The following is a 23,226-nucleotide window of genomic DNA, read 5'->3' on the forward strand; positions in this document are numbered from 1 at the left end:
GGCGGCTATCAGGCCGCCGTTATTGTTTTAGGCTTACAGCACCAGCCACAGCAGAATAATCACCACCAGCAGCGCAATTGCCACCGTCCACGCTTTTTTACTATACACCGCATGGGGGGCGGGCAGTGGCTCGACCGGGGTAATTGCCATTGTCGCCTGGGCGCGGGCCACGCGTAGCGCAAAGACTTTATTTAATAGCGTTAGCACTTGCGGGCTGGTTAAGGTCGTCGTTGGCGTTACCTGCCAGCTGCTTTGCGCGAAATCGGCGATTTTCTGCCACTCCTGCGCCTCCAGCGGTTGCTTAAGCGCTGCCTGCAGCGAATTCATCGTCGGTGCGGTTTGCGCGCTCAGCGTTTGTCGCGCCTGCAGCCAGTATGAGAGCGGGGTGAAGTGGGTGGCGGGGATCAGCTCGCCGGATTTCACGCCGCACAGCTCAAGCATTGATTGCCAGATAAGCTTACTCGATTCGCCGGTTGCGGCGGCCAGTTTGGTCACTAACTGGTTCAGGGTGTTATGTTCCGCCGGCAGCAAAGGACGCAGCGTCGGCGTACGCTGCTGCGGCTGCGGGATCGCCAACTGGCCGTTTTGCAGCAGATGCAGCACGTTCTCCAGCTGCGCCTGGGTCAGCGCATGCAGCACGGTTTGACCATAATTCTGGCGGATATAATCGCTCACCGCCTGACGGTTATTCCCCTGGGTCAGCAGTTCGCTGAGTTGGGCGAGAATTTGCCGGTGGTGATGGTTTTGCTGAGCGATACTTAAGCGCTGATTCAGGTTGCTCTCAGCCGCGCTGAAATGGCTCGCCAGTAGCGGCGTATCGCCTTTCAGACCCAGATCGTGCTTCACGCAGGCCCACACTTCGGCGTTTTGCTGCGATGTCAGCGTCACCAGACGCGTTATCAGCCGCTCCAGAACGGTGCGTTGCTGCATGGTGAGCGCATTTGGACCCACGGCGGATGCGCCGGATGGGCCAGTCCCCGGAGGGCGATCGGACATACCTGAAACGGGTGGTGTCATGATGAATCCTTACCGTAGTGCTGTACTTAAGCCGGGTGATGATGTTCCTGGCGGCCAGATTATGGCACACTTCCCCGGTTTACTCTCGTTCTCAGACAGGTACTGAACCGTGAAAATCCTCGTTGATGAAAATATGCCCTATGCGCGTGAGCTTTTTAGCCGTTTGGGAGACGTGCAGGCCGTTCCCGGTCGTCCCATTCCGCAGGAAGCGTTAACCGACGCCGACGCGCTGATGGTGCGTTCCGTTACTAAGGTGAACGAAGCGCTGCTCTCCGGTAAGACGATTAAGTTTGTCGGCACCGCCACCGCAGGCACCGATCATGTCGATCAAGCGTGGCTGCAGCAGGCGGGGATTGGCTTTTCCGCCGCGCCGGGCTGTAATGCGATCGCGGTGGTGGAGTATGTTTTCTCGGCGCTGCTGATGCTCGCCGAGCGCGATGGATTCGCGCTGGCTGACCGCACCGTCGGTATCGTCGGCGTCGGCAACGTTGGCGGGCGTTTGCAAAAACGTCTGGAAGCGCTGGGAATTAAAACGTTACTCTGCGATCCGCCGCGCGCCGATCGCGGCGATGAAGGCGATTTCCGCAGCCTGGACGAGTTAGTGCAGCAGGCGGATATCCTGACGTTCCACACGCCGTTGTTTAAAGACGGACAGTATAAAACGCTGCATCTTGCCGATGAAGCGCTGATTAGCCGCCTGCAGCCGGGGGCTATTCTGATTAACGCCTGCCGTGGCCCCGTGGTGGATAATGCGGCGCTGCTCAAGCGCTTGCAGGCCGGGCAGCAACTGAGCGTGGTGCTCGACGTCTGGGAACCCGAACCGGATCTGAATACTGAGTTGCTGGCGCGTGTCGATATCGGTACCTCTCATATCGCCGGTTATACCCTTGAAGGCAAAGCGCGCGGCACCACTCAGGTGTTTGAAGCCTATAGCGCGTTCATTGGTCATCCGCAGCAGGTGGCGCTGGATACGCTACTGCCAGCGCCGGAATTTGGCCGCATCACTCTGCACGGCCCGCTCGATCAGGCGACGCTAAAAAGGCTGGTCCATTTGGTGTATGATGTGCGCCGCGATGATGCGCCGCTGCGTAAAGTGGCAGGCATTGCCGGCGAATTCGACAAGCTGCGTAAAAATTATCAGGAACGCCGCGAATGGTCGTCCCTGTACGTACAGTGCAGCGATGAAAAAGCAGCGACGCTGCTGCGTCAGCTCGGTTTTAATGCCGTACATCATCCTGTTCGTTAATATCTTCTTAATGCCCCTGTCGGATAATCCGGCAGGGTCGCTATTTTCTGGAGTACACCACCATGTCTGAAGGCTGGAATATTGCCGTACTGGGCGCAACCGGCGCCGTAGGCGAAGCCCTGCTTGAAACCCTTGCTGAACGCCAGTTTCCGGTAGGCGAAATTTATGCGCTGGCGCGCAATGAAAGCGCGGGCGAACATCTGCGTTATGGTGGCAAATCGGTCATCGTGCAGGACGCCGCCGAATTTGACTGGACCCAGGCCCAGTTGGCTTTCTTCGCCGCAGGCGTCGAAGCCAGCGCGGCGTATGTCGAAGAAGCCACCAACGCCGGTTGTCTGGTTATCGATCTTAGCGGCCTGTTCGCGCTGGAGCCGGACGTGCCGCTGGTGGTGCCGGACGTTAACCCGTTCGTGCTCGGCGACTACCGCAACCGTAACGTGATTGCGGTACCAAACAGCCTGACCAGCCAGCTGCTGACGGCGCTGAAACCGCTGATCGATGATGGCGGCCTGTCGCGTATTACCGTTACCAACCTGCTGTCTGCCTCGGCGCAGGGGAAAAAAGCGGTCGATGCGCTGGCGGGGCAGAGCGCGAAGCTGCTGAACGGTATTCCGATTGATGAAGACGATTTCTTTGGTCGCCAGCTGGCATTCAATATGCTGCCGATTCTGCCGGATCGCGAAGGTAGCGTGCGCGAAGAACGACGTATCGTCGATGAAGCGCGCAAAATTCTCCAGGATGACGGCCTGATGATTTCCGCGAGCGTCGTGCAATCGCCGGTCTTCTATGGTCATGCGCAGATGGTGAATTTTGAAGCGCTGCGTCCGCTAGCGGCGGAGGAGGCGCGCGACGCCTTTACCCGCGGCGAGGATATCGAGCTTTCTGAAGAGGGCGAGTTCCCGACGCAGGTCGGCGATGCTTCCGGTAACGCGCGTCTGTCCATCGGTTGCGTGCATAACGATTACGGCATGCCCGAGCAGATTCAGTTCTGGTCGGTTGCCGATAACGTGCGCTTTGGCGGCGCGCTGATGGCGGTGAAAATCGCCGAGAAGCTGGTTCAGGAGTATTTGTACTGATGTCTGAAGCACAGCAGCAGCCGGTGTATAAAATCGCGCTGGGCATCGAGTACGACGGCAGCAAATACTACGGCTGGCAGCGGCAAAACGAAGTGCGCAGCGTGCAGGAAAAGCTGGAAAAGGCGCTGTCGCAGGTGGCGGCCGAACCGGTACACGTATTCTGCGCCGGGCGTACCGACGCCGGCGTACACGGTACCGGCCAGGTGGTGCACTTTGAAACCCGCGCTCAGCGTAAAGACGCCGCGTGGACGCTGGGCGTAAATGCGAATTTACCTGGTGACATCGCCGTGCGTTGGGTGAAGCATGTTGCGGACGATTTTCACGCCCGCTTCAGCGCGACGGCCCGTCGTTACCGTTACGTCATCTATAATCACCGCCTGCGTCCGGCGGTGTTAAGCCAGGGGGTGACGCATTATTACCACCCTCTGGATGCCGGGCGGATGCATCGCGCCGCGCAGTGTTTAATTGGCGAGAATGACTTCACCTCGTTTCGCGCGGTGCAATGTCAGTCGCGCACGCCGTGGCGCAACGTGATGCATATCAACGTGACCCGTCACGGGGCTTATGTGGTGGTGGATATCAAGGCGAACGCTTTTGTTCATCATATGGTAAGGAACATCGTCGGCAGCCTGATGGAAGTAGGCGCCGGAAACCAGCCAGAGAGCTGGATTGCAGAACTGCTGGCGGCGAAGGACCGGACTCTGGCTGCCGCGACGGCGAAAGCGGAAGGATTGTATCTGGTGTCGGTGGATTATCCGGCCCATTTCGATCTGCCGGTAATGCCGATGGGCCCGCTATTTTTGGCGGACTAATATCAGCGCCCCCATAACAGGGGGCGGTTGTCACTAAAGGCTAAGACAAATATGGACCTGATTCATTTTTTGATTGATTTCATCCTGCATATTGATGTGCACCTTGCGGAGCTGGTCGCACAGTATGGCGTTTGGGTTTACGCCATCCTGTTTTTGATTCTGTTCTGCGAAACCGGCCTGGTGGTGACGCCGTTCCTGCCCGGAGATTCTCTGCTGTTCGTCGCCGGTGCGCTCTCCGCGCTGCCAACTAACGATCTCAACGTACACCTGATGGTCACGCTGATGGTCATTGCCGCCGTTGTGGGCGATGCCCTGAACTACACCATCGGTAGATTGTTCGGCGAAAAGCTATTCAGCAATCCGAACTCGAAGATTTTCCGTCGCAGCTATCTCGACAAAACCCATACCTTCTATGAACGCCACGGCGGCAAAACCATCATCCTCGCGCGTTTTGTGCCGATCGTCAGAACCTTTGCGCCGTTTGTGGCGGGAATGGGCCACATGTCCTATCGTCATTTTGCGGCGTATAACGTGGTAGGCGCGCTGCTGTGGGTACTGCTGTTCACCTATGCCGGGTACCTGTTCGGTGATTTGCCGATCGTGCAGGAAAATCTGAAGCTGCTGATCGTGGCGATTATCGTCCTGTCGGTACTGCCGGGTGTTATCGAAGTGATTCGCCATCGCCGGGCGGCGGCAAAGCAGGCTAAATAAGCCCTTAGCGGCATTTTCGCCGGGCGTTGCTATGACGTTCGGCCCGCAAAGTGTGAGCGGTTCGACCACTTTTTTATCCCATGTTACGGGATGTTATGATTTAATGTGCAACATTCATGGTCTGTGAGGGGCAAAAGTGGCATTATGCGCCCCTTGCGACAAAACTGGCATCGACCAGGTTCAGGTAGAAAGGTTATCAATGAGCTGGATTGAACGAATTAAAAGCAATATAACCCCCACCCGTAAGGCAAGTATTCCTGAAGGTGTATGGACCAAGTGCGACAGCTGCGGTCAGGTACTGTACCGCGCAGAGCTGGAGCGCAACCTGGAGGTTTGCCCTAAGTGCGATCACCACATGCGTATGTCGGCGCGCAATCGCCTGCATAGCCTGCTGGACGAAGGTTCTCTCGTGGAGCTGGGTAGCGAGCTCGAGCCAAAGGATGTGCTGAAGTTCCGCGATTCGAAAAAGTATAAAGACCGTCTGGCCTCTGCACAGAAAGAGACCGGCGAGAAAGACGCGCTGGTGGTGATGAAAGGCACCCTGCACGGCATGCCTGTTGTGGCGGCGGCATTTGAATTCGCCTTTATGGGCGGTTCGATGGGTTCCGTTGTTGGCGCGCGTTTCGTCCGTGCGGTTGAGCAGGCGCTGGAAGACAACTGCCCGCTAATCTGCTTCTCCGCTTCCGGCGGTGCCCGTATGCAGGAAGCGCTGATGTCGCTGATGCAGATGGCGAAGACCTCCGCGGCGCTGGCGAAAATGCAGGAACGCGGTTTACCGTACATCTCCGTGCTGACCGACCCGACCATGGGCGGCGTCTCCGCGAGCTTCGCGATGCTGGGCGATCTTAATATCGCCGAGCCGAAAGCGCTGATCGGCTTCGCCGGTCCTCGCGTTATCGAGCAGACCGTGCGTGAGAAGCTGCCGCCGGGATTCCAGCGCAGTGAGTTCCTGATTGAGAAAGGGGCGATCGACATGATTATCCGTCGTCCTGAAATGCGTCTGAAATTAGCCAGCATCCTGGCGAAACTGATGAATCTTCCTTCGCCGCAGGCCGATGCGCCTCACGAAGGCGAGGTGGTGCCACCGGTACCGGATCAGGAACCAGAGGCCTGATAATGCAGAGGGCAGGGCCGACAGGCGCTGCCCTTTTTTTTACCGTTAACTCTCGCGGACATCATGGAAAAAGATCCTATTCCTCAGGCCACGTCGCCCCTGGCTACGTGGCTTTCTTATCTGGAGCATCTGCACAGTAAAGCCATCGATCTGGGGCTTTCGCGGGTGAGCGAAGTCGCCGGACGGATGGCGATACTAAAACCGGCGCCGTTTGTCTTTACCGTGGCGGGTACCAACGGCAAAGGCACCACCTGCCGGACGCTGGAATCCGTGCTGATGGCGGCGGGTTATAAAGTTGGCGTGTATAGTTCGCCGCATCTGGTGCGCTATACCGAGCGCGTGCGCATTCAGGGCGCTGAGCTGCCGGAAGCGGCGCATACCGCCTCATTTGCCGAAATCGAAGCGGCACGCGGCGATATCTCGCTGAGCTATTTTGAATTTGGCACGCTGTCCGCGCTATGGCTGTTTAAGCAGGCGCAGCTCGATGTGGTTATCCTCGAAGTGGGCCTCGGCGGGCGCCTGGACGCCACGAATATCGTCGATGCCGACGTGGCGGTGGTCACCAGCATCGCGCTGGATCATACCGACTGGCTGGGGCCGGATCGTGAAAGCATTGGCCGTGAAAAAGCCGGTATTTTCCGCGCCGGCAAACCGGCAGTGGTGGGCGAACCCGATATGCCGCACACGATTGCCGACGTGGCGGATGAAAAAGGCGCGACGCTGTTGCGCCGCGACCACGACTGGCGTTATAGCGTGACTGGCCAGTCATGGAACTTTAGCGATGGTCAGGGCGAGTTGGCAGGGCTGCCGCTGCCGCAGGTTCCATTGCCGAACGCCGCGACGGCGCTGGCGGCGCTACGCGCCAGCGGGCTTAACGTCGCTGAACAGGCGCTGCGCGACGGTATTCATCACGCCATGCTGCCGGGGCGTTTTCAGATTATCAGCGAGGCGCCGCGGGTGATCCTCGATGTCGCGCATAACCCGCATGCGGCGGCTTATCTCGCCGGGCGTCTCAAAACCTTAGCGAAAACGGGGCGCGTACTGGCGGTTATTGGTATGCTGCATGATAAAGATATCGCCGGAACCCTGGCGAATCTGGCGCCTGAAGTAGACGCGTGGTACTGCGCGCCGCTGGAAGGGCCGCGCGGCGCCACGGCGGATCAGCTGATTGCGCATCTGCGCGCAGGGCAAAGTTATGACAGCGTAGCCCAGGCGTGGCATGCCGCCATGGCGGATGCCAAAGCCGAAGATACGGTGCTGGTGTGTGGTTCCTTCCACACGGTAGCGCATGTAATGGAAGAGATAGACGCGGGGAGAATCGGTGGCGAGTAAGTTTCAGAACCGTTTAGTCGGGACGATTGTACTGGTAGCGCTGGGGGTAATTATTCTCCCGGGTCTGCTCGACGGTCAGAAAAAACATTATCAGGATGAGTTTGCGGCGATCCCGTTGGTGCCGAAGCCGGGCGATCGCGATGAGCCGGATATGCTGCCGGCGGCTACCCAGGCGCTGCCTTCGCAGCCGCCGGAAGGCGCCGCGGAAGAGGTGAGAGCGGGAGATGCCGCGGCGCCATCGCTGGATCCGTCGCGCATCCCGGTGAATAACAATAGCTTCGATGAAGTTCAGGAGCCGGTGGTGGCCGCCAAGCCGCAGCCGAAACCACAGCCGAAGCCGGTTGAGAAACCGCAGCCGCAGCAGGTCGCGCAGACGCCGCCTCCGGCGAAACCGCAGCCGCAACCACAGCCGCAACAGCAGCAGGCCGCTATTCCGGCGCCGACCGGAAAAGCCTATGTGGTGCAGTTAGGGGCGTTGAAGAATGCCGATAAGGTTAACGAAATCGTGGGTAAACTGCGTTCCTCGGGCTTTAAAGCCTGGACATCGCCATCCACCCCGGTTCAGGGTAAAATTACCCGTATTCTGGTGGGGCCGGATGCGTCGAAAGACAAGCTGAAGGGGCAACTCGGCGAGCTGCAGCAAATTTCTGGCCTGAGCGGCGTGGTCATGGGATATAGCCCGAATTAAAAACCATATCCGCTCCGATTGGGTGAGCCAGCAAGCGGGTTAACCTGCTGAAACCCTTGCCGGATACGCCCTGAAGAGGCGTCAGGCTGTATGGCGTTGAATGTTTTTTCAGCGCCATTTTTATTTCTGTAGGGCACGGAAATCCCTACGCAAACGTTTTCTTTTTCTGTTAGAATGCGCCCCGAACTGGACGACAGGGCGTAAAATCGTGGGATGTATATGGTCTGGATTGATTACGCCATTATTGCGGTAATTGGTTTTTCCTGTTTGGTTAGCCTTATCCGCGGCTTTGTTCGTGAAGCGTTATCGCTGGTGACATGGGGATGTGCCTTCTTTGTCGCCAGTCATTACTACACTTACCTGGCTGTCTGGTTCACGGGCTTTGAAGACGAACTGGTCCGAAATGGGATTGCTATCGCGATATTGTTTATCGCAACGCTTATCGTCGGCGCTATCGTTAACTATGTGATAGGCGCTCTGGTAGAGAAAACCGGTCTGTCAGGAACAGACAGGGTGTTGGGGATCTGTTTTGGCGCCCTGCGCGGCGTGCTGATCGTCTCCGCTATTCTGTTCTTTCTCGACAGCTTCACCGGTATGGCAAAAAGTGAAGACTGGCAAAAGTCTGAGCTTATCCCGCAGTTCAGTTTCGTTATCAGATGGTTCTTTGACTATCTGCAGAGCTCGTCAAGTTTCTTGCCCAAAGCATAAGCGTTGGGATGTAGCTTAACGAGGAAAAGACGTATGTGCGGTATTGTCGGTATCGCCGGTGTTATGCCGGTAAACCAGTCGATTTATGACGCGTTAACGGTGCTTCAGCATCGTGGGCAGGATGCCGCGGGCATCATCACCATTGATGCAAATAACTGCTTCCGTTTGCGTAAAGCCAACGGACTGGTGAGCGATGTGTTCGAAGCGCGCCACATGCAGCGTATGCAGGGAAATATGGGGATTGGCCACGTCCGTTACCCAACGGCAGGCAGTTCCAGCGCTTCTGAAGCGCAGCCTTTTTACGTTAACTCGCCGTACGGCATTACGTTGGCCCATAATGGCAACCTGACCAATGCCCACGAGCTGCGTCAAAAGCTGTTTGAAGAAAAACGCCGCCACATCAACACCACCTCCGATTCCGAAATTCTGCTCAATATCTTCGCCAGCGAGCTGGATAATTTCCGTCATTACCCGCTGGAAGCCGATAACATTTTCGCCGCGATTGCCGCGACGAACCGCCAGATCCGCGGCGCGTACGCCTGCGTGGCGATGATTATCGGCCACGGCATGGTCGCTTTCCGCGACCCGAACGGTATTCGTCCGCTGGTGCTCGGCAAGCGCGATATCGGCGATGGCCGCACCGAGTATATGGTCGCCTCCGAAAGCGTGGCGCTGGATACTCTGGGCTTTGAATTTCTGCGCGACGTCGCGCCGGGCGAAGCGGTTTACATCACCGAGAAAGGCCAGCTGTTTACCCGCCAGTGCGCGGAAAACCCGGTCAGCAACCCATGCCTGTTCGAATACGTCTATTTCGCGCGTCCGGACTCCTTTATCGACAAGATTTCCGTCTATAGCGCCCGCGTGAACATGGGCACGAAGCTTGGCGAGAAAATTGCCCGTGAGTGGGAAGATCTGGATATCGATGTCGTTATTCCGATCCCGGAAACCTCCTGCGATATCGCCCTGGAGATTGCCCGTATCCTTGATAAACCGTATCGTCAGGGCTTCGTCAAAAACCGCTATGTTGGTCGTACCTTTATCATGCCGGGCCAGCAGCTGCGCCGTAAATCCGTGCGCCGTAAGCTGAATGCCAACCGCGCCGAATTCCGTGATAAGAACGTGCTGCTGGTGGATGACTCTATCGTTCGCGGCACCACCTCTGAACAGATTATCGAAATGGCGCGCGAAGCGGGGGCGAAAAAGGTGTATCTGGCCTCCGCGGCGCCGGAAATTCGCTTCCCGAACGTCTACGGTATCGATATGCCGACCGCCAACGAGCTTATCGCCCACGGTCGCGAAGTTGACGAGATCCGCCAGATCATCGGCGCCGATGGCCTGATTTTCCAGGATCTGGACGATCTGATCGAAGCGGTACGCGCCGAGAACCCGGACATTCAACAGTTCGAGTGTTCTGTCTTTAACGGCGTGTACGTCACCAAAGACGTTGACCAACAGTATCTCGATTATCTTGATTCTCTGCGTAACGACGATGCGAAAGCGGTGCAACTGCAAACCGAAGTTGAAAACTTAGAGATGCATAACGAAGGCTAATTGGTCCCTTGTTGCTGGCCCGCCGTCTTTCGAAGACCGCGGGCCTTTTTATTTTTACCCGCCAGGTTGCGTCGGAGACTATAATCCGGCAAAGTCTGCGGCACTATGCGCAAGGGGTATAACATCGTGAAACGACTCATTATCGGCATTTCCGGCGCCAGCGGCGCGATTTACGGCGTACGCCTGCTACAGGTGCTGCGTGACGTCGCGGAGGTCGAGACCCATCTGATAATGAGCCAGGCGGCGCGTCAAACGCTGTCGCTGGAAACCGACTACTCGCTGCGGGAAGTGCAGGCGCTGGCCGATGTGGTACACGACGCGCGCGATATCGCCGCCAGCATCTCCTCCGGCTCGTTTAAAACCAGCGGGATGGTTATTCTACCGTGCTCGATGAAAACGCTCTCCGGCATCGTCAATAGCTATACCGACGGCCTGCTGACCCGCGCAGCGGACGTGGTGTTAAAAGAGCGCCGCCCGCTGGTGCTTTGCGTACGCGAGACGCCGTTCCACCTTGGGCATCTGCGTTTAATGGTGCAGGCGGCGGAAATGGGCGCGGTGATCATGCCGCCGGTGCCGGCCTTCTATCATCGTCCCCAGACGCTGGACGATGTGATTAATCAGACGGTTAACCGGGTTATCGATCAGTTTGATATTGACCTGCCGCAGGACCTGTTTACCCGCTGGCAGGGCGGGGCCTGATGCACCCGTTTGGTGCATTTTATTTACCTTTGCCTTCCACTGGTGCATTTTTGTTGTCCTGATCAAATCCTCGACATTTAATTTGTTTTTTTGCGTTTTGCCGCTGCGGTTTATCCGTTAATGCTGGTATCTTCCCTTCTAAGACAATCTTGCAACTTTATATTAACAAATTTAACACTGTTACCGGCACGCACCGGGAAAATGGCATAAAACCTGCAAGAACCGTCGGCAACACACATAACCAGACAGCGCACAACATAACAACATCACGACACTTAAGGGCTTTCTATGAAGAAGACGATCCTGGCTCTCTCGTTAATCATGGGAATCAGTAGCGCCGCCAGCGTATCTGCGGCGCTGCCGCAAAGTATCCGCATCGGCACCGATACCACCTATGCGCCTTTCTCGTCGAAGGATTCGAAGGGCAACTTTATTGGCTTTGACATCGATCTGGGCAATGAACTGTGCTCGCGTATCAAGGTGAAGTGCACCTGGGTGGGCAGCGATTTTGACGCGCTGATCCCCTCGCTGAAAGCGAAGAAAATCGACGCGATTATCTCGTCGCTGTCGATTACCGAAAAACGCCAGCAGGAGATTGCGTTCTCTGACAAGCTGTACGCGGCAGACTCTCGTCTGATCGCGGCAAAAGGCTCGCCGATTCAGCCGACGCTGGAGTCGCTGAAAGGCAAGCATGTTGGCGTACTGCAGGGCTCTACTCAGGAGGCCTATGCCAACGAACGCTGGCGCAGCCAGGGCGTGGATGTTGTCGCCTATGCCAACCAGGATCTGATCTATTCCGACCTCGCCGCCGGGCGTCTCGATGCGGCGCTGCAGGATGAAGTCGCGGCCAGCGAAGGTTTCCTCAAACAACCTGCCGGTAAAGATTACGCCTTTGCCGGCCCTTCCGTTAAAGACAAAAAATACTTCGGCGATGGTACCGGCATCGGCCTGCGCAAAGAAGATGGCGAGCTGAAAGCCGCTTTCGACAAAGCGCTGGGTGAGATGCGTAAAGACGGCACTTACGACAAAATGGCGAAGAAATACTTCAACTTTAACGTCTACGGCGATTAAGACTGTAGCGGTCTGGTTATGCCAGGCCGCTCCATTGCGACGCGGTTATTGTTGCCCTTGATAGGTGCAAGCGGTTAATGGCTTGCACCAGAATGGGGCGATAGCGGTTTTTCTTTGTTCAGAAAGTGCATAGTTAAGCGTTTCTGATGCAAAAAAATCTGCTTTCATGCGCATTTTGCTTTGCCTTGGCAGGGCGAATAATGGCACGATAACTGGCGTAAGTGCTTCTAATAAACCCGTTAGAATGACAGTCTGTTGAGGATAATTATGAAAAAACTGGCGTTGTCTCTTTCTTTGGCGCTGGCCCTTTCCAGCGTTTCCACGGTATTCGCAGCCATTCCACAGAAAATCCGTATTGGTACCGATCCTACTTATGCGCCGTTCGAATCGAAGAATGCGCAGGGTCAATTGATTGGTTTTGACATCGATCTGGCGAAAGAGCTGTGTAAGCGTATCAATACCCAATGTACCTTCGTTGAAAACCCGCTGGATGCGCTGATCCCCTCGTTAAAAGCGAAGAAAATCGATGCGATTATGTCCTCGTTGTCGATCACCGAAAAGCGCCAGCAGGAAATTGCTTTCACCGACAAACTTTATGCCGCTGATTCCCGTCTGGTGGTGAAAAAGGGCAGCGATATTACGCCAGACCTGAGCAAGCTGAAAGGCAAGCGCATTGGCGTGCTGCAGGGTACGACTCAGGAAACCTACGGCAACGAGCACTGGGCGCCGAAAGGCATTGAAATTGTCTCCTATCAGGGCCAGGACAATATCTATTCCGACCTGACCGCGGGCCGTATTGACGCCGCGTTCCAGGATGAGGTCGCCGCCAGCGAAGGTTTCCTCAAACAGCCGATTGGCAAAGATTATCAGTTTGGCGGCCCGTCCATTAAGGATGAGAAGTTGTTTGGCGTCGGTACCGGCATGGGTCTGCGGAAAGACGACACCGAGCTGCGTGAGGCGCTAAATAAAGCTTTCGCCGAGATGCGTAAAGACGGCACTTACGACAAGCTGGCGAAGAAATATTTCGATTTTAACGTGTACGGCGACTAATCATCGTTAGTACCTCGCCGCACGCGTTTTCACGTGCGGCGATCGATGACAGACAGGGCAGACAGCATGCTGTACGGGTTCTCACAGGTTATTTTTCAGGGCGCGCTGGTCACCCTTGAGCTGGCGCTTAGCTCGGTGGTGCTGGCGGTCCTTATCGGGCTGGTGGGCGCGGGGGCGAAACTATCCGCCAACCGGCCTATGGCGCTGGTGTTTGAAGGCTATACCACGCTGATCCGCGGGGTGCCGGATCTGGTGCTGATGCTGCTGATTTTCTATGGGCTACAAATCGCCCTTAACAGCATCACCGATGCATTCGGCATGGCGCAATTTGATATTGATCCGATGATTGCCGGTATTATCACCCTCGGCTTTATCTATGGAGCGTACTTCACTGAAACCTTCCGCGGCGCGTTTCTGGCGGTGCCGAAAGGCCATATTGAAGCGGCGACGGCATTTGGCTTCAGCGGCTGGCAGACGTTCCGCCGCATCCTGTTTCCGGCAATGATGCGCTATGCGCTGCCCGGCATCGGCAACAACTGGCAGGTGATTCTCAAAGCCACCGCGCTGGTGTCGCTGCTCGGTCTGGAAGACGTGGTTAAGGCAACGCAACTGGCGGGCAAAAGTACCTGGCAGCCGTTCTATTTCGCTATCGTCTGTGGGGCGATCTATCTGGTGTTTACCACGATTTCCAATGGTGTGCTGCTGCTGCTTGAACGCCGCTACTCCGTGGGTGTGAAGAGGGCTGACCTGTGATTGAAATTATTCAGGAGTACTGGAAATCCCTGCTGTGGACCGACGGTTACCGTTTTACCGGCGTGGCGATCACCCTGTGGCTGTTGATTGCTTCAGTGGTGATGGGCGGCATCCTCGCGGTGTTTCTCGCCATCGGGCGCGTATCGAGCAATAAATACATCCAGTTTCCGATCTGGCTGTTTACCTATATTTTCCGCGGCACGCCGCTGTACGTGCAGCTGCTGGTGTTTTACTCCGGGATGTATACGCTGGAAATCGTCAAAGGCAGCGATCTGTTGAATGCGTTTTTCCGCAGCGGCCTGAACTGTACGGTATTGGCATTGACCTTAAATACCTGCGCCTACACCACCGAGATTTTTGCCGGGGCGATTCGTTCGGTGGCGCCGGGCGAGATTGAGGCCGCGCGGGCTTACGGCTTTTCGTCAGTTAAGCTGTACCGCTGCATTATTTTGCCCTCAGCGCTACGTATTGCGCTGCCCGCGTACAGTAACGAAGTCATTCTGATGCTGCACTCGACGGCGCTGGCGTTTACCGCCACGGTGCCGGATTTGCTGAAAATCGCGCGCGATATTAACTCGGCGACCTATCAGCCGTTTACCGCTTTCGGTATCGCCGCGGTACTGTACTTAATTATTTCGTATGTGCTGATTAGCTTGTTCCGCAAGGCGGAAAAGCGCTGGCTGCAGCATATCAAACCTTCTTCGACGCACTGAGAAAGCCATGACCGACAATAAATTAAGCGTTATCGATCTGCATAAACGTTACGGCGAGCACGAGGTGCTGAAAGGCGTCTCGCTGAAAGCGAAGGCCGGAGACGTGATTAGTATTATCGGCTCATCGGGTTCCGGTAAAAGTACCTTCCTGCGCTGCATTAACTTTCTTGAGAAGCCAAGCGAAGGAACGATTATCGTCAACGGGCAGAATATTGGCCTGGTGCGCGATAAAGACGGCCAGTTGAAGGTCGCGGATAAAAACCAGCTGCGTCTGCTGCGCACGCGACTGACGATGGTGTTCCAGCACTTCAACCTGTGGAGCCACATGACGGTACTGGAAAACGTCATGGAGGCGCCGATTCAGGTGCTCGGCCTCAACAAACAGGAAGCGCGCGAGCGGGCGGTGAAGTATCTGGCGAAAGTCGGCATCGATGAACGCCAGCAGATCAAATATCCGGTACATCTTTCCGGCGGTCAGCAGCAGCGCGTGTCCATCGCGCGGGCGCTGGCGATGGAGCCGGACGTACTGTTGTTTGATGAGCCGACCTCGGCACTTGATCCGGAGCTGGTGGGCGAAGTATTGCGTATTATGCAAAAACTGGCGGAAGAGGGGAAAACCATGGTGGTCGTCACCCACGAAATGGGCTTTGCCCGCCACGTCTCTTCACACGTGATTTTCCTCCATCAGGGAAGAATCGAAGAAGAAGGGCATCCCGACGAGCTGTTCGGCAACCCGAAAAGCCAGCGCCTGCAGCAGTTCCTTAAAGGTTCACTGAAGTAATCGCCTCTATCCCGGCGGGTTTGCTCGCCGGGAATGACTTAACGCTCCAGTCGGTAGATCCAATCATCGTAATCCACGCCGTTGAGGTGGTAGGCCTGTTCCAGCACCTGAATGCGTACAAAACCCAGCTTTTCCAGCAGCCGCGACGACCCCAGGTTATCTCCCAGCACCCAGGCATTAATGGCGTGGATGCCAAGGGTGGTAAAGCCGTAATCACAAATCGCGCGCAGCGCTTCGCTGGCGTAGCCCTGGCCCTGCGCTTGCGGCAGTAACGCGTAGCCGACGTCGGCCTCGTGCGGATTTTTCGTACTGATGCGCAGACCAATATCTCCCAGCGGCGTGCCGGCCGAATCGCGCAACACAAAGACGCCGGTATCTTCGCAGCGGCATTCAAACACGCTGCGTAGCGCCGTTTCGCTTAACACCTCACCCATGTAACGCATGACGTCAGGATCCTGACGCAGACGCAGAAAAAAGGGCCAATCGGCCGGAGTGAAGCGGGAAAGCAACAGGCGGGGCGTTGTTATCGTAGTCATAAAGCGATTAATCAGCTAAAACGAAAGCCTACTTTACCACTATGCTGCGCCGGGTAACATGCTCGTCCTCGCGAATCAGCCCGTGGGTGACGTGGTGCTCAGACTTTGCAGGTAGCGCTGTACGCGGTGATTTTCAGGTGAACGGCGAAGCTGTAGCGCCAGGTTGAGGCTATCCAGCAGTTGGGCGTTAGCCACCATCGGCGAATCGGCGGCGATGCGCTTTTCCGCGACTAACCATTCAACGACGGATTTCCAGCGCCAGAGAGGGGAATTGCCTTTCACACGCTGTACGGGGCCGGGAAACCGCCCGCTGCCGCGAGCGCCCTCTTTTAATAGCGCGATCGCCTGGCGGGAGACGCCGATAAGTTCGGCGATATCGCTCAGCCCGACCAATGTCGAATCGATGGACTCCACGCGGATATCTGGCAGCGCGGCGGTTTCTACATCGCGGATGGCGGACAGCGCCGCCTGTTCCAGCGATTGGCCCTCGCGATCGAACTCGAGGTAGACCGCGGTACCGTAAAAGCAGACCAGAGCGTCGCTACAGCCTGCGGCAAAGAGCGCATCTTCCAGTCCGGGCGTTTGACTGGTGACGCCGGACAGCGTCAGCGTAAAATTAAATATCGGCATCGTTTAGTGTTCCTTATGCGTGATGCGCGCGGTAGTCGGGATGGAACACCGTTCGACCATTCTGATTATTTGCCGGGCGTGGTTTTCAGGGACGGCGTGCGTCGACCAAATGCTCATCATATGTTCACGGTGTTCAGCCACGCCGCAGACGAGACGCCCAAAGCAATGAGCGCTTTTACCTGCAGGCAGCAATATCCACCCCCGCGCCAGCGCCGTGGCAATCGCCATCCTGATATGTTTGTCCGGATGTTCCTTCATCGTTAAATCCTGCTCAGAATAAAAAGAGTGTTGACGGGTGTCAACGTGTTTTGAGGGTATATTCCTCGTCAGGACGTTATGGCAGGAGTATATTTTTGCGGTTGGAATGCGCTTCACAAGAAGCGTAGCAAGGAGAACGAGGAATTAACGATTTGCGAGGCGGCTTCCGCCCCAGGGAAGAGAACGGGGAGCCGTTACTCCCCGTTTATCTACCTAGCCCAACACATCCTTCAGCGCCTCTTCCAGATCGTACCAGCGGAAGCTAAAGCCGGCGGCTTCCAGGCGTTTTGGCAGCGCGCGCTGGCCGCCGAGCACCAGTACCGAGGATTCCCCCATCAGCAGGCGAATGGCGGCGGCGGGAACGCGGAAAATCGCCGGGCGATTAAGCGCGTGGCCGAGCGCGTGGGCAAACTGTTCGTTACGCACGGGATAGGGCGAGACCATATTGAACGGGCCGCGCAGATCGTTATCCAGCAGCCACAGAATACCGTTCACCATATCATCGATATGGATCCACGCCAGATACTGGCGACCGTCGCCGATAGGTCCGCCCAGGCCGAGCTTAAACGCGGGCGTCATTTTGGCCAGGATCCCGCCCCGCGGCGCTAAGACGACGCCGGTGCGCAACAGGCACACGCGCGTGCGATCGCTTTGCGCCTCACAGGCGATTTGCTCCCAGCGGGCGCAAAGTTTATGGGTAAATTCATTGTGCGGCGGCTCTTCCTCGGTCACCACGACTTCACCGAGATCGCCGTAATAGCCGGTAGCGGAACCGCTAATCAGCACGGAAGGTGGTGTTTCGCTGGCTTTAAATAACGCGACCAGCTGGCGGGTGATGTCCCAGCGGCTGTGGCACAGGCGCTCTTTTTGCTCTGCCGTCCAGCGCTTATCGGCGATCGGTTCACCGGCAAGGTTAATGACGGCGTCAAAGCCATCGAGGTTGTTTTGCCCCTCGAAACCGCGCCACAGCGTGACGCGGGGATCGAGACGGGCTTTCGCGCGTTCAGGGTTGCGGGTGGAAACCGTGAGTTGGTGCCCAAGTTCCAGCAGCCTGGTAATAAGATGCCGACCAATGAGCCCGGTACCGCCAGTGAGCAGGATTTTCATACCGCCTCCCTTACAAACGTTTTAGCGCCGCCAGCTCATAGTCATCGATACTGAGTCGGCATAGCGCAGCGCGTGAAGTTTATCGATCTCTACTTCAGCATAAGTGACCCAGTGATGTTCGCATGCGATATTGAGCACATCCTGGGTTAATTTTTCCAGCAGCGAGAAGCGGTTATTCTCGATATGGCTGATGATGCGTTTAGTAATGGTGCGATAGTTCAGGGCATCATTGATGTCTTCGCTGTCGCGAGCCTTATCGGCCGGATAGTGAATCACCACATTCACCAACACATCCTGACGGTTGGCGATCTCTTCCTCTTTGATTCCAATAAAAGTACGCAGGCGCAGGTTCTTAATACGAATAATGGCGTCTGGCTGAGACATTGCAGGCTTCCTCCGTGTAGTAATTTCCGCAATCATACATCAAAGCACGCCCTGCGAGCAGGGGATTAATACTGTTGCGTTTTGAGTAGCGCTTGTTGCGTTGCCGGGCGCTGGCGGATGCGTTCAAACCAGTTATGCACCGCCGGGAACTGGCTAAGATCGATGCGTTGGCGCTGGTGGGCGTTAATCCATGGCCAGCAGGCGATATCGGCGATACTGTAGTGCTCGCCGCCCAACCATGGACTGGCTTCAAGACGCCGGTTCATTACGCCATACAGACGCTGGCTTTCGACCTGATAGCGTTCAATGGCGTAGGGGACAGCCTGAGGCGCGTGATGGTTAAAGTGGTGGTTTTGCCCAAGCATCGGCCCCAGACCGCCGACCTGCCAGAACAGCCATTGCAGGGTGGTATGCCGTTCGCGCAGCTCGCCGCTCAGTAATTTTCCCGATTTTTCCGCCAGATAGAGCAGGATCTCTCCGGACTCAAACAGGCTTAACGGCGCGCCGCCGTCGACCGGAACGTGGTCAACGATCGCCGGGATCTTATTATTTGGCGAGATAGCCAGAAACTGCGGGCGAAACTGTTCACCTTTGCCGATATCGACGCGTATCAGGCGATAGGCCAGCTGCGCCTCTTCGAGAAAAAGAGTGATTTTGTGGCCGTTGGGGGTGGGTGCGTAGTAAAGATCGATCATGAGGTCTCCCGCCATCGAAGGTCGCAAACGTTTCGAGTATAGGCGACCTGCGCAATCGCGGGGCAAAGATTATATTGCGAAATCCTCATGCGGCTGCCAGTGACATCTTATAGCAGACCAGCTATGTTGATTTATCTCCCCCTGGCTTCATTGAGGATGTTATGAATCAGCCTGTTATTACCCTGTGGTCCGATGCCGATTTTTTCTCCCCCTATGTGATGTCCGTGTACGTGGCGCTGCAGGAAAAAAGCCTGCCGTTCACTCTTAAGACCGTCAATCTCGACAGCGGCGAGCATCTGCAGCCAGGCTGGAAGGGCTACTCCGCGACACGGCGCGTGCCGCTGCTGGAAGTGGATAATTTTTCGCTGAGCGAATCCTCGGCCATTACCGAATACCTTGATGAACGCTTTGCGCCGCCGGAGTGGGAGCGCTTGTATCCGCACGACCTGCAAAAACGCGCGCGGGCGCGGCAGGTGCAGGCCTGGCTGCGCAGCGATCTGATGCCCATACGCGAAGAACGCTCCACCGATGTGGTGTTTGGCGGTGTGAAGAAGCCGGCGCTCAGCGCCGCGGGGCAAACCAGCGCGGCTAAACTCTTTGCTACCGCCGGCGCGCTTTTGGCGCATGGCGGGCAGAATCTGTTTGGCGAATGGTGTATCGCCGATGCCGATCTTGCACTGATGCTAAACCGTCTGGTGCTGAACGGTGACGAGGTGCCGGAAGCGCTGGCGGACTACGCGACCTTCCAGTGGCAGCGGGCATCTGTTCAGCGTTATGCCGCACTGTCGGCTAAACGTAGCGGCTGATAAGCGCAGGCAGTTCCGTTATCATAGACAGACCGTATTGTCTGGTAAGGGGTTGATATGAAACTGATGTTCGCATCCGATATTCACGGCTCGCTGCCTGCGACCGAACGCGTTCTGGAACGCTTCGCGCAGAGCGGGGCGCAGTGGCTGGTTATCCTCGGCGATGTGCTTAATCACGGGCCGCGCAACGCGCTGCCGGAAGGGTATGCGCCGGCGCAGGTCGCCGAGCGGCTGAACAGCGTCGCGCAGCGGATTATCGCCGTCCGCGGTAACTGCGATAGCGAAGTCGATCAAATGCTGCTGCATTTCCCCATTACCGCCCCCTGGCAGCAGGTGCTCAGCGAACGCTACCGCCTGTTTCTGACCCACGGTCATCTCTATAGTCCGGATAATTTGCCGCCGCTCGCCGCTGGCGATGTACTGGCTTATGGTCATACTCATATTCCGGTTGCCGAGAAACGCGGCGATATTTTCCTCTTCAATCCTGGTTCTGTGAGCATCCCGAAAGGCGGCTTTGCCGCCAGCTACGGCATGCTGGAAGATGATCGGCTGCAGGTTTTCGCACTCAAAGATAATCAGGTTATTGCAGAGGCCGCAATTTACCCGTAATTTACCCCTCAATCGTAAAGACGCGCCGCGAGAGCGCTTAAAAGTAAGGTTTCCTGATGGCGGAACAGAAGCATTTGGCAAGCACAGAATGGGTCGATATTGTTAATGAAAACAATGAGGTGATAGCACAGTCCAGCCGCGAGCAGATGCGCGCGCAGTGTCTGCGTCACCGCGCGACCTATATTGTGGTTCATGATGGGATGGGCAAGATTCTGGTGCAGCGCCGTACCGAGAGCAAAGATTTCATGCCGGGCATGCTGGATGCGACCGCCGGCGGCGTGGTGCAGGCGGATGAACAGCTGCTGGACTCCGCGCGCCGCGAAGCGGAAGAAGAGCTGGGGATTGCGGGCGTGCCTTTTGCCGATCACGGCCAATTCTACTACGAAGATAAACACTGCCGCGTCTGGGGAAGCTTATTCAGCTGTGTTTCTCATGGCCCGTTCGCCCTGCAGGAAGAAGAGGTCAGCGAAGTATGCTGGCTGACGCCGGAAGAGATCACCGCGCGCTGCGATGAGTTCACCGCCGATTCACTGAAAGCGCTGGCGCTGTGGATGACCCGTAACGCGGGCAATACCGGCCACGATCGCGACGAGCCGGAAGAAGACGAAGCGTAATTTCCTTTACGCGTTAGCGTCATAAAAAAGGCAGCCATTTGGCTGCCTTTTTTGTCTCAGCGGGAGATTATTTCTGCTGCTGAGAAGACTGAATCGCCGTCAGTGCGATGGTGTAGACGATATCGTCTACCAGCGCGCCGCGGGACAGGTCGTTTACCGGCTTACGCATACCCTGCAGCATTGGCCCGATGGAAATCAGGTCAGCGGAACGCTGTACGGCTTTGTAAGTGGTGTTACCGGTGTTCAGATCCGGGAAGATGAACACGGTCGCGCGTCCAGCTACCGGAGAGTTCGGCGCTTTGGACTTCGCTACGTCAGCCATCACTGCGGCATCATACTGCAGCGGACCGTCGATCATCAGGTCAGGACGTTTTTCCTGCGCCAGACGAGTCGCTTCGCGTACTTTTTCTACATCGCTACCTGCGCCGGAGGTGCCGGTGGAGTAGGAGAGCATCGCCACGCGCGGTTCGATACCGAAGGCAATCGCGGAATCAGCGGACTGAATCGCGATTTCCGCCAGCTGTTCTGCGGTCGGATCCGGGTTGATCGCGCAGTCGCCGTAAACGTAAACCTGTTCCGGCAGCAGCATGAAGAATACGGAAGAGACCAGCGAGCTGCCCGGCGCCGTTTTGATAAGCTGCAGCGGCGGACGGATGGTATTGGCGGTGGTGTGAACCGCGCCGGATACCAGGCCGTCAACTTCGTCTTGTTCCAGCATCAGGGTGCCGAGAACCACGTTATCTTCCAGTTGCTCGCGCGCAACCGCTTCGGTCATGCCTTTGTTCTTACGCAGTTCGACCAGACGCGCCACGTAGCTTTCGCGAACCACTTCCGGATCGACGATTTCAATACCAGCGCCCAGCTCTACGCCCTGAGAGGCCGCAACGCGGTTGATCTCATCCGGGTTGCCCAGCAGCACGCAGGTTGCAATACCGCGCTCGGCACAGATGGCCGCCGCTTTAACAGTACGCGGTTCGTCGCCTTCCGGCAGAACGACGCGTTTGCCCGCTTTACGCGCCAGCTCGGTCAGCTGGTAGCGGAAGGCTGGCGGAGACAGACGACGGCTGCGCTCGGAGGTCGCGGTCAGCGATTCGATCCAGTCGGCGTTGATATAGTTAGCAACGTATTCCTGAACTTTCTCGATGCGCTCGTGATCGTCAACCGGTACTTCCAGGTTGAAGCTCTGCAGGCTCAGAGAGGTCTGCCAGGTGTTGGTGTTAACCATGAATACCGGCAGGCCGGTGGCGAAAGCACGTTCACACAGCTTGCTGATGCGCGCGTCCATTTCATAGCCGCCGGTCAGCAGGATAGCGCCGATTTCTACGCCGTTCATCGCCGCCAGGCAGGCAGCGACCAGTACGTCAGGACGGTCTGCGGAAGTCACCAGCAGAGAACCCGGACGGAAGTGTTCCAGCATGTGCGGAATGCTGCGCGCGCAGAAGGTTACAGACTTCACGCGGCGAGTATTGATGTCGCCTTCGTTGATCACGGTCGCATTCAGGTGATGCGCCATGTCGATAGCGCGCGTGGCGATCAGATCGAAGCTCCATGGCACCGCGCCCAGCACCGGCAGTGGGCTGCCATTCTGCAGTTGAGCCGGGTCGATCTTCACGACTTTCGCTTTAGACGAGTCGTCAAAGATTTCGGACAGGTCAGGGCGTGTACGGCCTTGTTCATCAACCGGAGCATTCAGTTTGTTAACGATAACGCCAGTGATGCTGGTGTTTTTCGCGCCGCCGAAGCTGTTGCGAGTCAGTTCGATACGCTCGTTCAGCTGTTCCGGGGTATCGGTGCCCTGAGACATCACGAAGACGATTTCCGCGTTAAGCGTTTTTGCGATTTCGTAGTTCAGAGACTGAGCGAACTGGTGTTTACGGGTCGGGACCAGGCCTTCAACCAGCACCACTTCAGCATCCTGAGTGTTGGCATGGTAGTTGGCGATGATTTCTTCCATCAGCACGTCTTTCTGGTTGCTGGACAGCAGCGACTCAACGTGGCTCATGTTCATCGGCTCAGCGGCAGTCGTCGTTGAAGAGCTGGCGCGAACGATGGTGGTAGTCTGGTCTGGAGTATCGCCACCGGAACGCGGCTGGGCGATAGGTTTAAAGACGCTCAGGCGAACGCCTTTGCGTTCCATAGCGCGGATAACACCGAGGCTGACGCTGGTCAGGCCTACGCTGGTTCCGGTAGGGATCAGCATGATAGTACGGGACACGATATATCCTCTTTCGTTACCGCCAGTTTTAGGCGGGATACAAAACAGCA

General features: G+C 56.6%; 26 protein-coding genes and 1 pseudogene. 18 read left to right on the top strand and 9 right to left on the bottom strand.

Features of this window, described 5'->3' with window-relative positions; all coding sequences use genetic code 11:
• Positions 1–33: 33 nt before the first annotated feature.
• On the bottom strand, positions 34–1,017 hold the full coding sequence (flk, locus tag ABLV78_RS07130) for a flagella biosynthesis regulator Flk (protein WP_020078229.1): 984 nt from the start codon (positions 1,015–1,017) through the stop codon (positions 34–36).
• Between the two features lie 109 nt (positions 1,018–1,126).
• Between flk and pdxB the strand changes: the two genes are divergently transcribed.
• From pdxB to ABLV78_RS07180, 10 genes are all read left to right on the top strand, one after another.
• Positions 1,127–2,263: a 4-phosphoerythronate dehydrogenase PdxB gene (gene pdxB / locus ABLV78_RS07135; protein WP_045391501.1), complete on the top strand. Its 1,137-nt coding sequence runs from the start codon at positions 1,127–1,129 to the stop codon at positions 2,261–2,263.
• Between the two features lie 62 nt (positions 2,264–2,325).
• Entirely contained in the window at positions 2,326–3,339 is a 1,014-nt protein-coding gene (locus tag ABLV78_RS07140) for an aspartate-semialdehyde dehydrogenase (protein WP_045364476.1), read from the top strand.
• Positions 3,339–4,151 (top strand): tRNA pseudouridine(38-40) synthase TruA, encoded by an 813-nt coding sequence (gene truA, locus ABLV78_RS07145; protein ID WP_032708800.1) that lies wholly within the window; start codon positions 3,339–3,341, stop codon positions 4,149–4,151. Before ABLV78_RS07140 ends, truA begins: the two co-directional genes overlap by 1 nt.
• 51 nt (positions 4,152–4,202) lie before the next feature.
• On the top strand, positions 4,203–4,862 hold the full coding sequence (locus ABLV78_RS07150; RefSeq protein ID WP_047066227.1) for a DedA family protein: 660 nt from the start codon (positions 4,203–4,205) through the stop codon (positions 4,860–4,862).
• Positions 4,863–5,061: 199 nt separating this feature from the next.
• Positions 5,062–5,976 (top strand): acetyl-CoA carboxylase, carboxyltransferase subunit beta, encoded by a 915-nt coding sequence (gene accD, locus ABLV78_RS07155; protein WP_015365554.1) that lies wholly within the window; start codon positions 5,062–5,064, stop codon positions 5,974–5,976.
• 63 nt (positions 5,977–6,039) lie between these two features.
• On the top strand, positions 6,040–7,308 hold the full coding sequence (gene folC / locus ABLV78_RS07160; protein WP_047043324.1) for a bifunctional tetrahydrofolate synthase/dihydrofolate synthase: 1,269 nt from the start codon (positions 6,040–6,042) through the stop codon (positions 7,306–7,308).
• Positions 7,298–7,996 (top strand): cell division protein DedD, encoded by a 699-nt coding sequence (gene dedD / locus ABLV78_RS07165; RefSeq protein WP_045391498.1) that lies wholly within the window; start codon positions 7,298–7,300, stop codon positions 7,994–7,996. Before folC ends, dedD begins: the two co-directional genes overlap by 11 nt.
• A 219-nt stretch (positions 7,997–8,215) precedes the next feature.
• Entirely contained in the window at positions 8,216–8,704 is a 489-nt protein-coding gene (cvpA, locus tag ABLV78_RS07170) for a colicin V production protein (RefSeq protein WP_015706172.1), read from the top strand.
• A 33-nt stretch (positions 8,705–8,737) separates the two neighbouring features.
• Positions 8,738–10,255 (top strand): amidophosphoribosyltransferase, encoded by a 1,518-nt coding sequence (gene purF, locus ABLV78_RS07175; protein WP_047043320.1) that lies wholly within the window; start codon positions 8,738–8,740, stop codon positions 10,253–10,255.
• 126 nt (positions 10,256–10,381) lie between these two features.
• Positions 10,382–10,954, top strand: coding sequence for a UbiX family flavin prenyltransferase (locus ABLV78_RS07180; RefSeq protein WP_047043317.1), 573 nt, complete (start codon positions 10,382–10,384; stop codon positions 10,952–10,954).
• A gap of 110 nt (positions 10,955–11,064) precedes the next feature.
• On the opposite strand, the gene ABLV78_RS07185 is transcribed toward ABLV78_RS07180, so the two are convergent.
• The gene (locus ABLV78_RS07185; RefSeq protein WP_161801912.1) at positions 11,065–11,193 is read right to left on the bottom strand and encodes a hypothetical protein; all 129 of its coding nucleotides are present in this window, start codon (positions 11,191–11,193) and stop codon (positions 11,065–11,067) included.
• 49 nt (positions 11,194–11,242) lie between these two features.
• Here ABLV78_RS07185 and argT point away from each other — a divergent pair, with 49 nt between their 5' ends.
• The 5 genes from argT (at position 11,243) to hisP (ending at position 15,322) form a co-directional block, all read left to right on the top strand.
• The gene (gene argT, locus ABLV78_RS07190) at positions 11,243–12,025 is read left to right on the top strand and encodes a lysine/arginine/ornithine ABC transporter substrate-binding protein ArgT (protein ID WP_015365561.1); all 783 of its coding nucleotides are present in this window, start codon (positions 11,243–11,245) and stop codon (positions 12,023–12,025) included.
• A gap of 267 nt (positions 12,026–12,292) precedes the next feature.
• Positions 12,293–13,075 (top strand): histidine ABC transporter substrate-binding protein HisJ, encoded by a 783-nt coding sequence (hisJ, locus tag ABLV78_RS07195; protein WP_015365563.1) that lies wholly within the window; start codon positions 12,293–12,295, stop codon positions 13,073–13,075.
• Positions 13,076–13,141: 66 nt separating this feature from the next.
• Positions 13,142–13,828: a histidine ABC transporter permease HisQ gene (locus ABLV78_RS07200; protein WP_045391496.1), complete on the top strand. Its 687-nt coding sequence runs from the start codon at positions 13,142–13,144 to the stop codon at positions 13,826–13,828.
• A complete protein-coding gene (locus ABLV78_RS07205; RefSeq protein WP_015365565.1) occupies positions 13,825–14,541 on the top strand; it encodes an ABC transporter permease in 717 nt (238 codons plus the stop codon). Before ABLV78_RS07200 ends, ABLV78_RS07205 begins: the two co-directional genes overlap by 4 nt.
• Positions 14,542–14,548: 7 nt before the next feature.
• Positions 14,549–15,322, top strand: a complete 774-nt coding sequence (hisP, locus tag ABLV78_RS07210) for a histidine ABC transporter ATP-binding protein HisP (protein ID WP_015365566.1) — start codon at positions 14,549–14,551, stop codon at positions 15,320–15,322.
• On the opposite strand, the pseudogene ABLV78_RS07215 reads toward hisP, so the two are convergent.
• The 6 genes and pseudogenes from ABLV78_RS07215 to yfcG form a co-directional block, all read right to left on the bottom strand.
• Positions 15,303–15,858 (bottom strand): annotated as a pseudogene (locus ABLV78_RS07215) (GNAT family N-acetyltransferase). The gene hisP and the pseudogene ABLV78_RS07215 overlap by 20 nt on opposite strands.
• A gap of 75 nt (positions 15,859–15,933) precedes the next feature.
• The gene (locus ABLV78_RS07220; protein ID WP_059355878.1) at positions 15,934–16,488 is read right to left on the bottom strand and encodes a hypothetical protein; all 555 of its coding nucleotides are present in this window, start codon (positions 16,486–16,488) and stop codon (positions 15,934–15,936) included.
• 3 nt (positions 16,489–16,491) lie between these two features.
• On the bottom strand, positions 16,492–16,746 hold the full coding sequence (locus tag ABLV78_RS07225) for a hypothetical protein (RefSeq protein ID WP_047043307.1): 255 nt from the start codon (positions 16,744–16,746) through the stop codon (positions 16,492–16,494).
• Between the two features lie 213 nt (positions 16,747–16,959).
• Positions 16,960–17,853 (bottom strand): TIGR01777 family oxidoreductase, encoded by an 894-nt coding sequence (locus tag ABLV78_RS07230; RefSeq protein WP_045391489.1) that lies wholly within the window; start codon positions 17,851–17,853, stop codon positions 16,960–16,962.
• 21 nt (positions 17,854–17,874) lie between these two features.
• Positions 17,875–18,237, bottom strand: coding sequence for a dihydroneopterin triphosphate 2'-epimerase (gene folX / locus ABLV78_RS07235; protein ID WP_015365570.1), 363 nt, complete (start codon positions 18,235–18,237; stop codon positions 17,875–17,877).
• Positions 18,238–18,302: 65 nt separating this feature from the next.
• Entirely contained in the window at positions 18,303–18,932 is a 630-nt protein-coding gene (yfcG, locus tag ABLV78_RS07240; protein ID WP_047043304.1) for a GSH-dependent disulfide bond oxidoreductase, read from the bottom strand.
• 161 nt (positions 18,933–19,093) lie between these two features.
• Between yfcG and yfcF the strand changes: the two genes are divergently transcribed.
• From yfcF to yfcD, 3 genes are read left to right on the top strand one after another with little or no spacing between them, the layout of a single operon-like run.
• Positions 19,094–19,738, top strand: coding sequence for a glutathione transferase (gene yfcF / locus ABLV78_RS07245; RefSeq protein WP_047043298.1), 645 nt, complete (start codon positions 19,094–19,096; stop codon positions 19,736–19,738).
• Positions 19,739–19,795: 57 nt separating this feature from the next.
• On the top strand, positions 19,796–20,347 hold the full coding sequence (yfcE, locus tag ABLV78_RS07250; protein WP_047043293.1) for a phosphodiesterase: 552 nt from the start codon (positions 19,796–19,798) through the stop codon (positions 20,345–20,347).
• A 56-nt stretch (positions 20,348–20,403) separates the two neighbouring features.
• Positions 20,404–20,961 carry an NUDIX hydrolase YfcD gene (gene yfcD, locus ABLV78_RS07255; protein ID WP_015365574.1) on the top strand — a complete coding sequence of 186 codons (558 nt, stop codon included), beginning with the start codon at positions 20,404–20,406 and terminating at the stop codon, positions 20,959–20,961.
• A gap of 67 nt (positions 20,962–21,028) precedes the next feature.
• Here the strand turns inward: yfcD and pta are convergent, their stop codons facing one another.
• Positions 21,029–23,176, bottom strand: coding sequence for a phosphate acetyltransferase (pta, locus tag ABLV78_RS07260; RefSeq protein ID WP_026612251.1), 2,148 nt, complete (start codon positions 23,174–23,176; stop codon positions 21,029–21,031).
• Between the last annotated feature and the right edge of the window lie 50 nt (positions 23,177–23,226).

This window comes from Klebsiella sp. CN_Kp075 (assembly GCF_040065055.2).
Classification (GTDB): Bacteria; Pseudomonadota; Gammaproteobacteria; order Enterobacterales; family Enterobacteriaceae; genus Klebsiella; species Klebsiella aerogenes.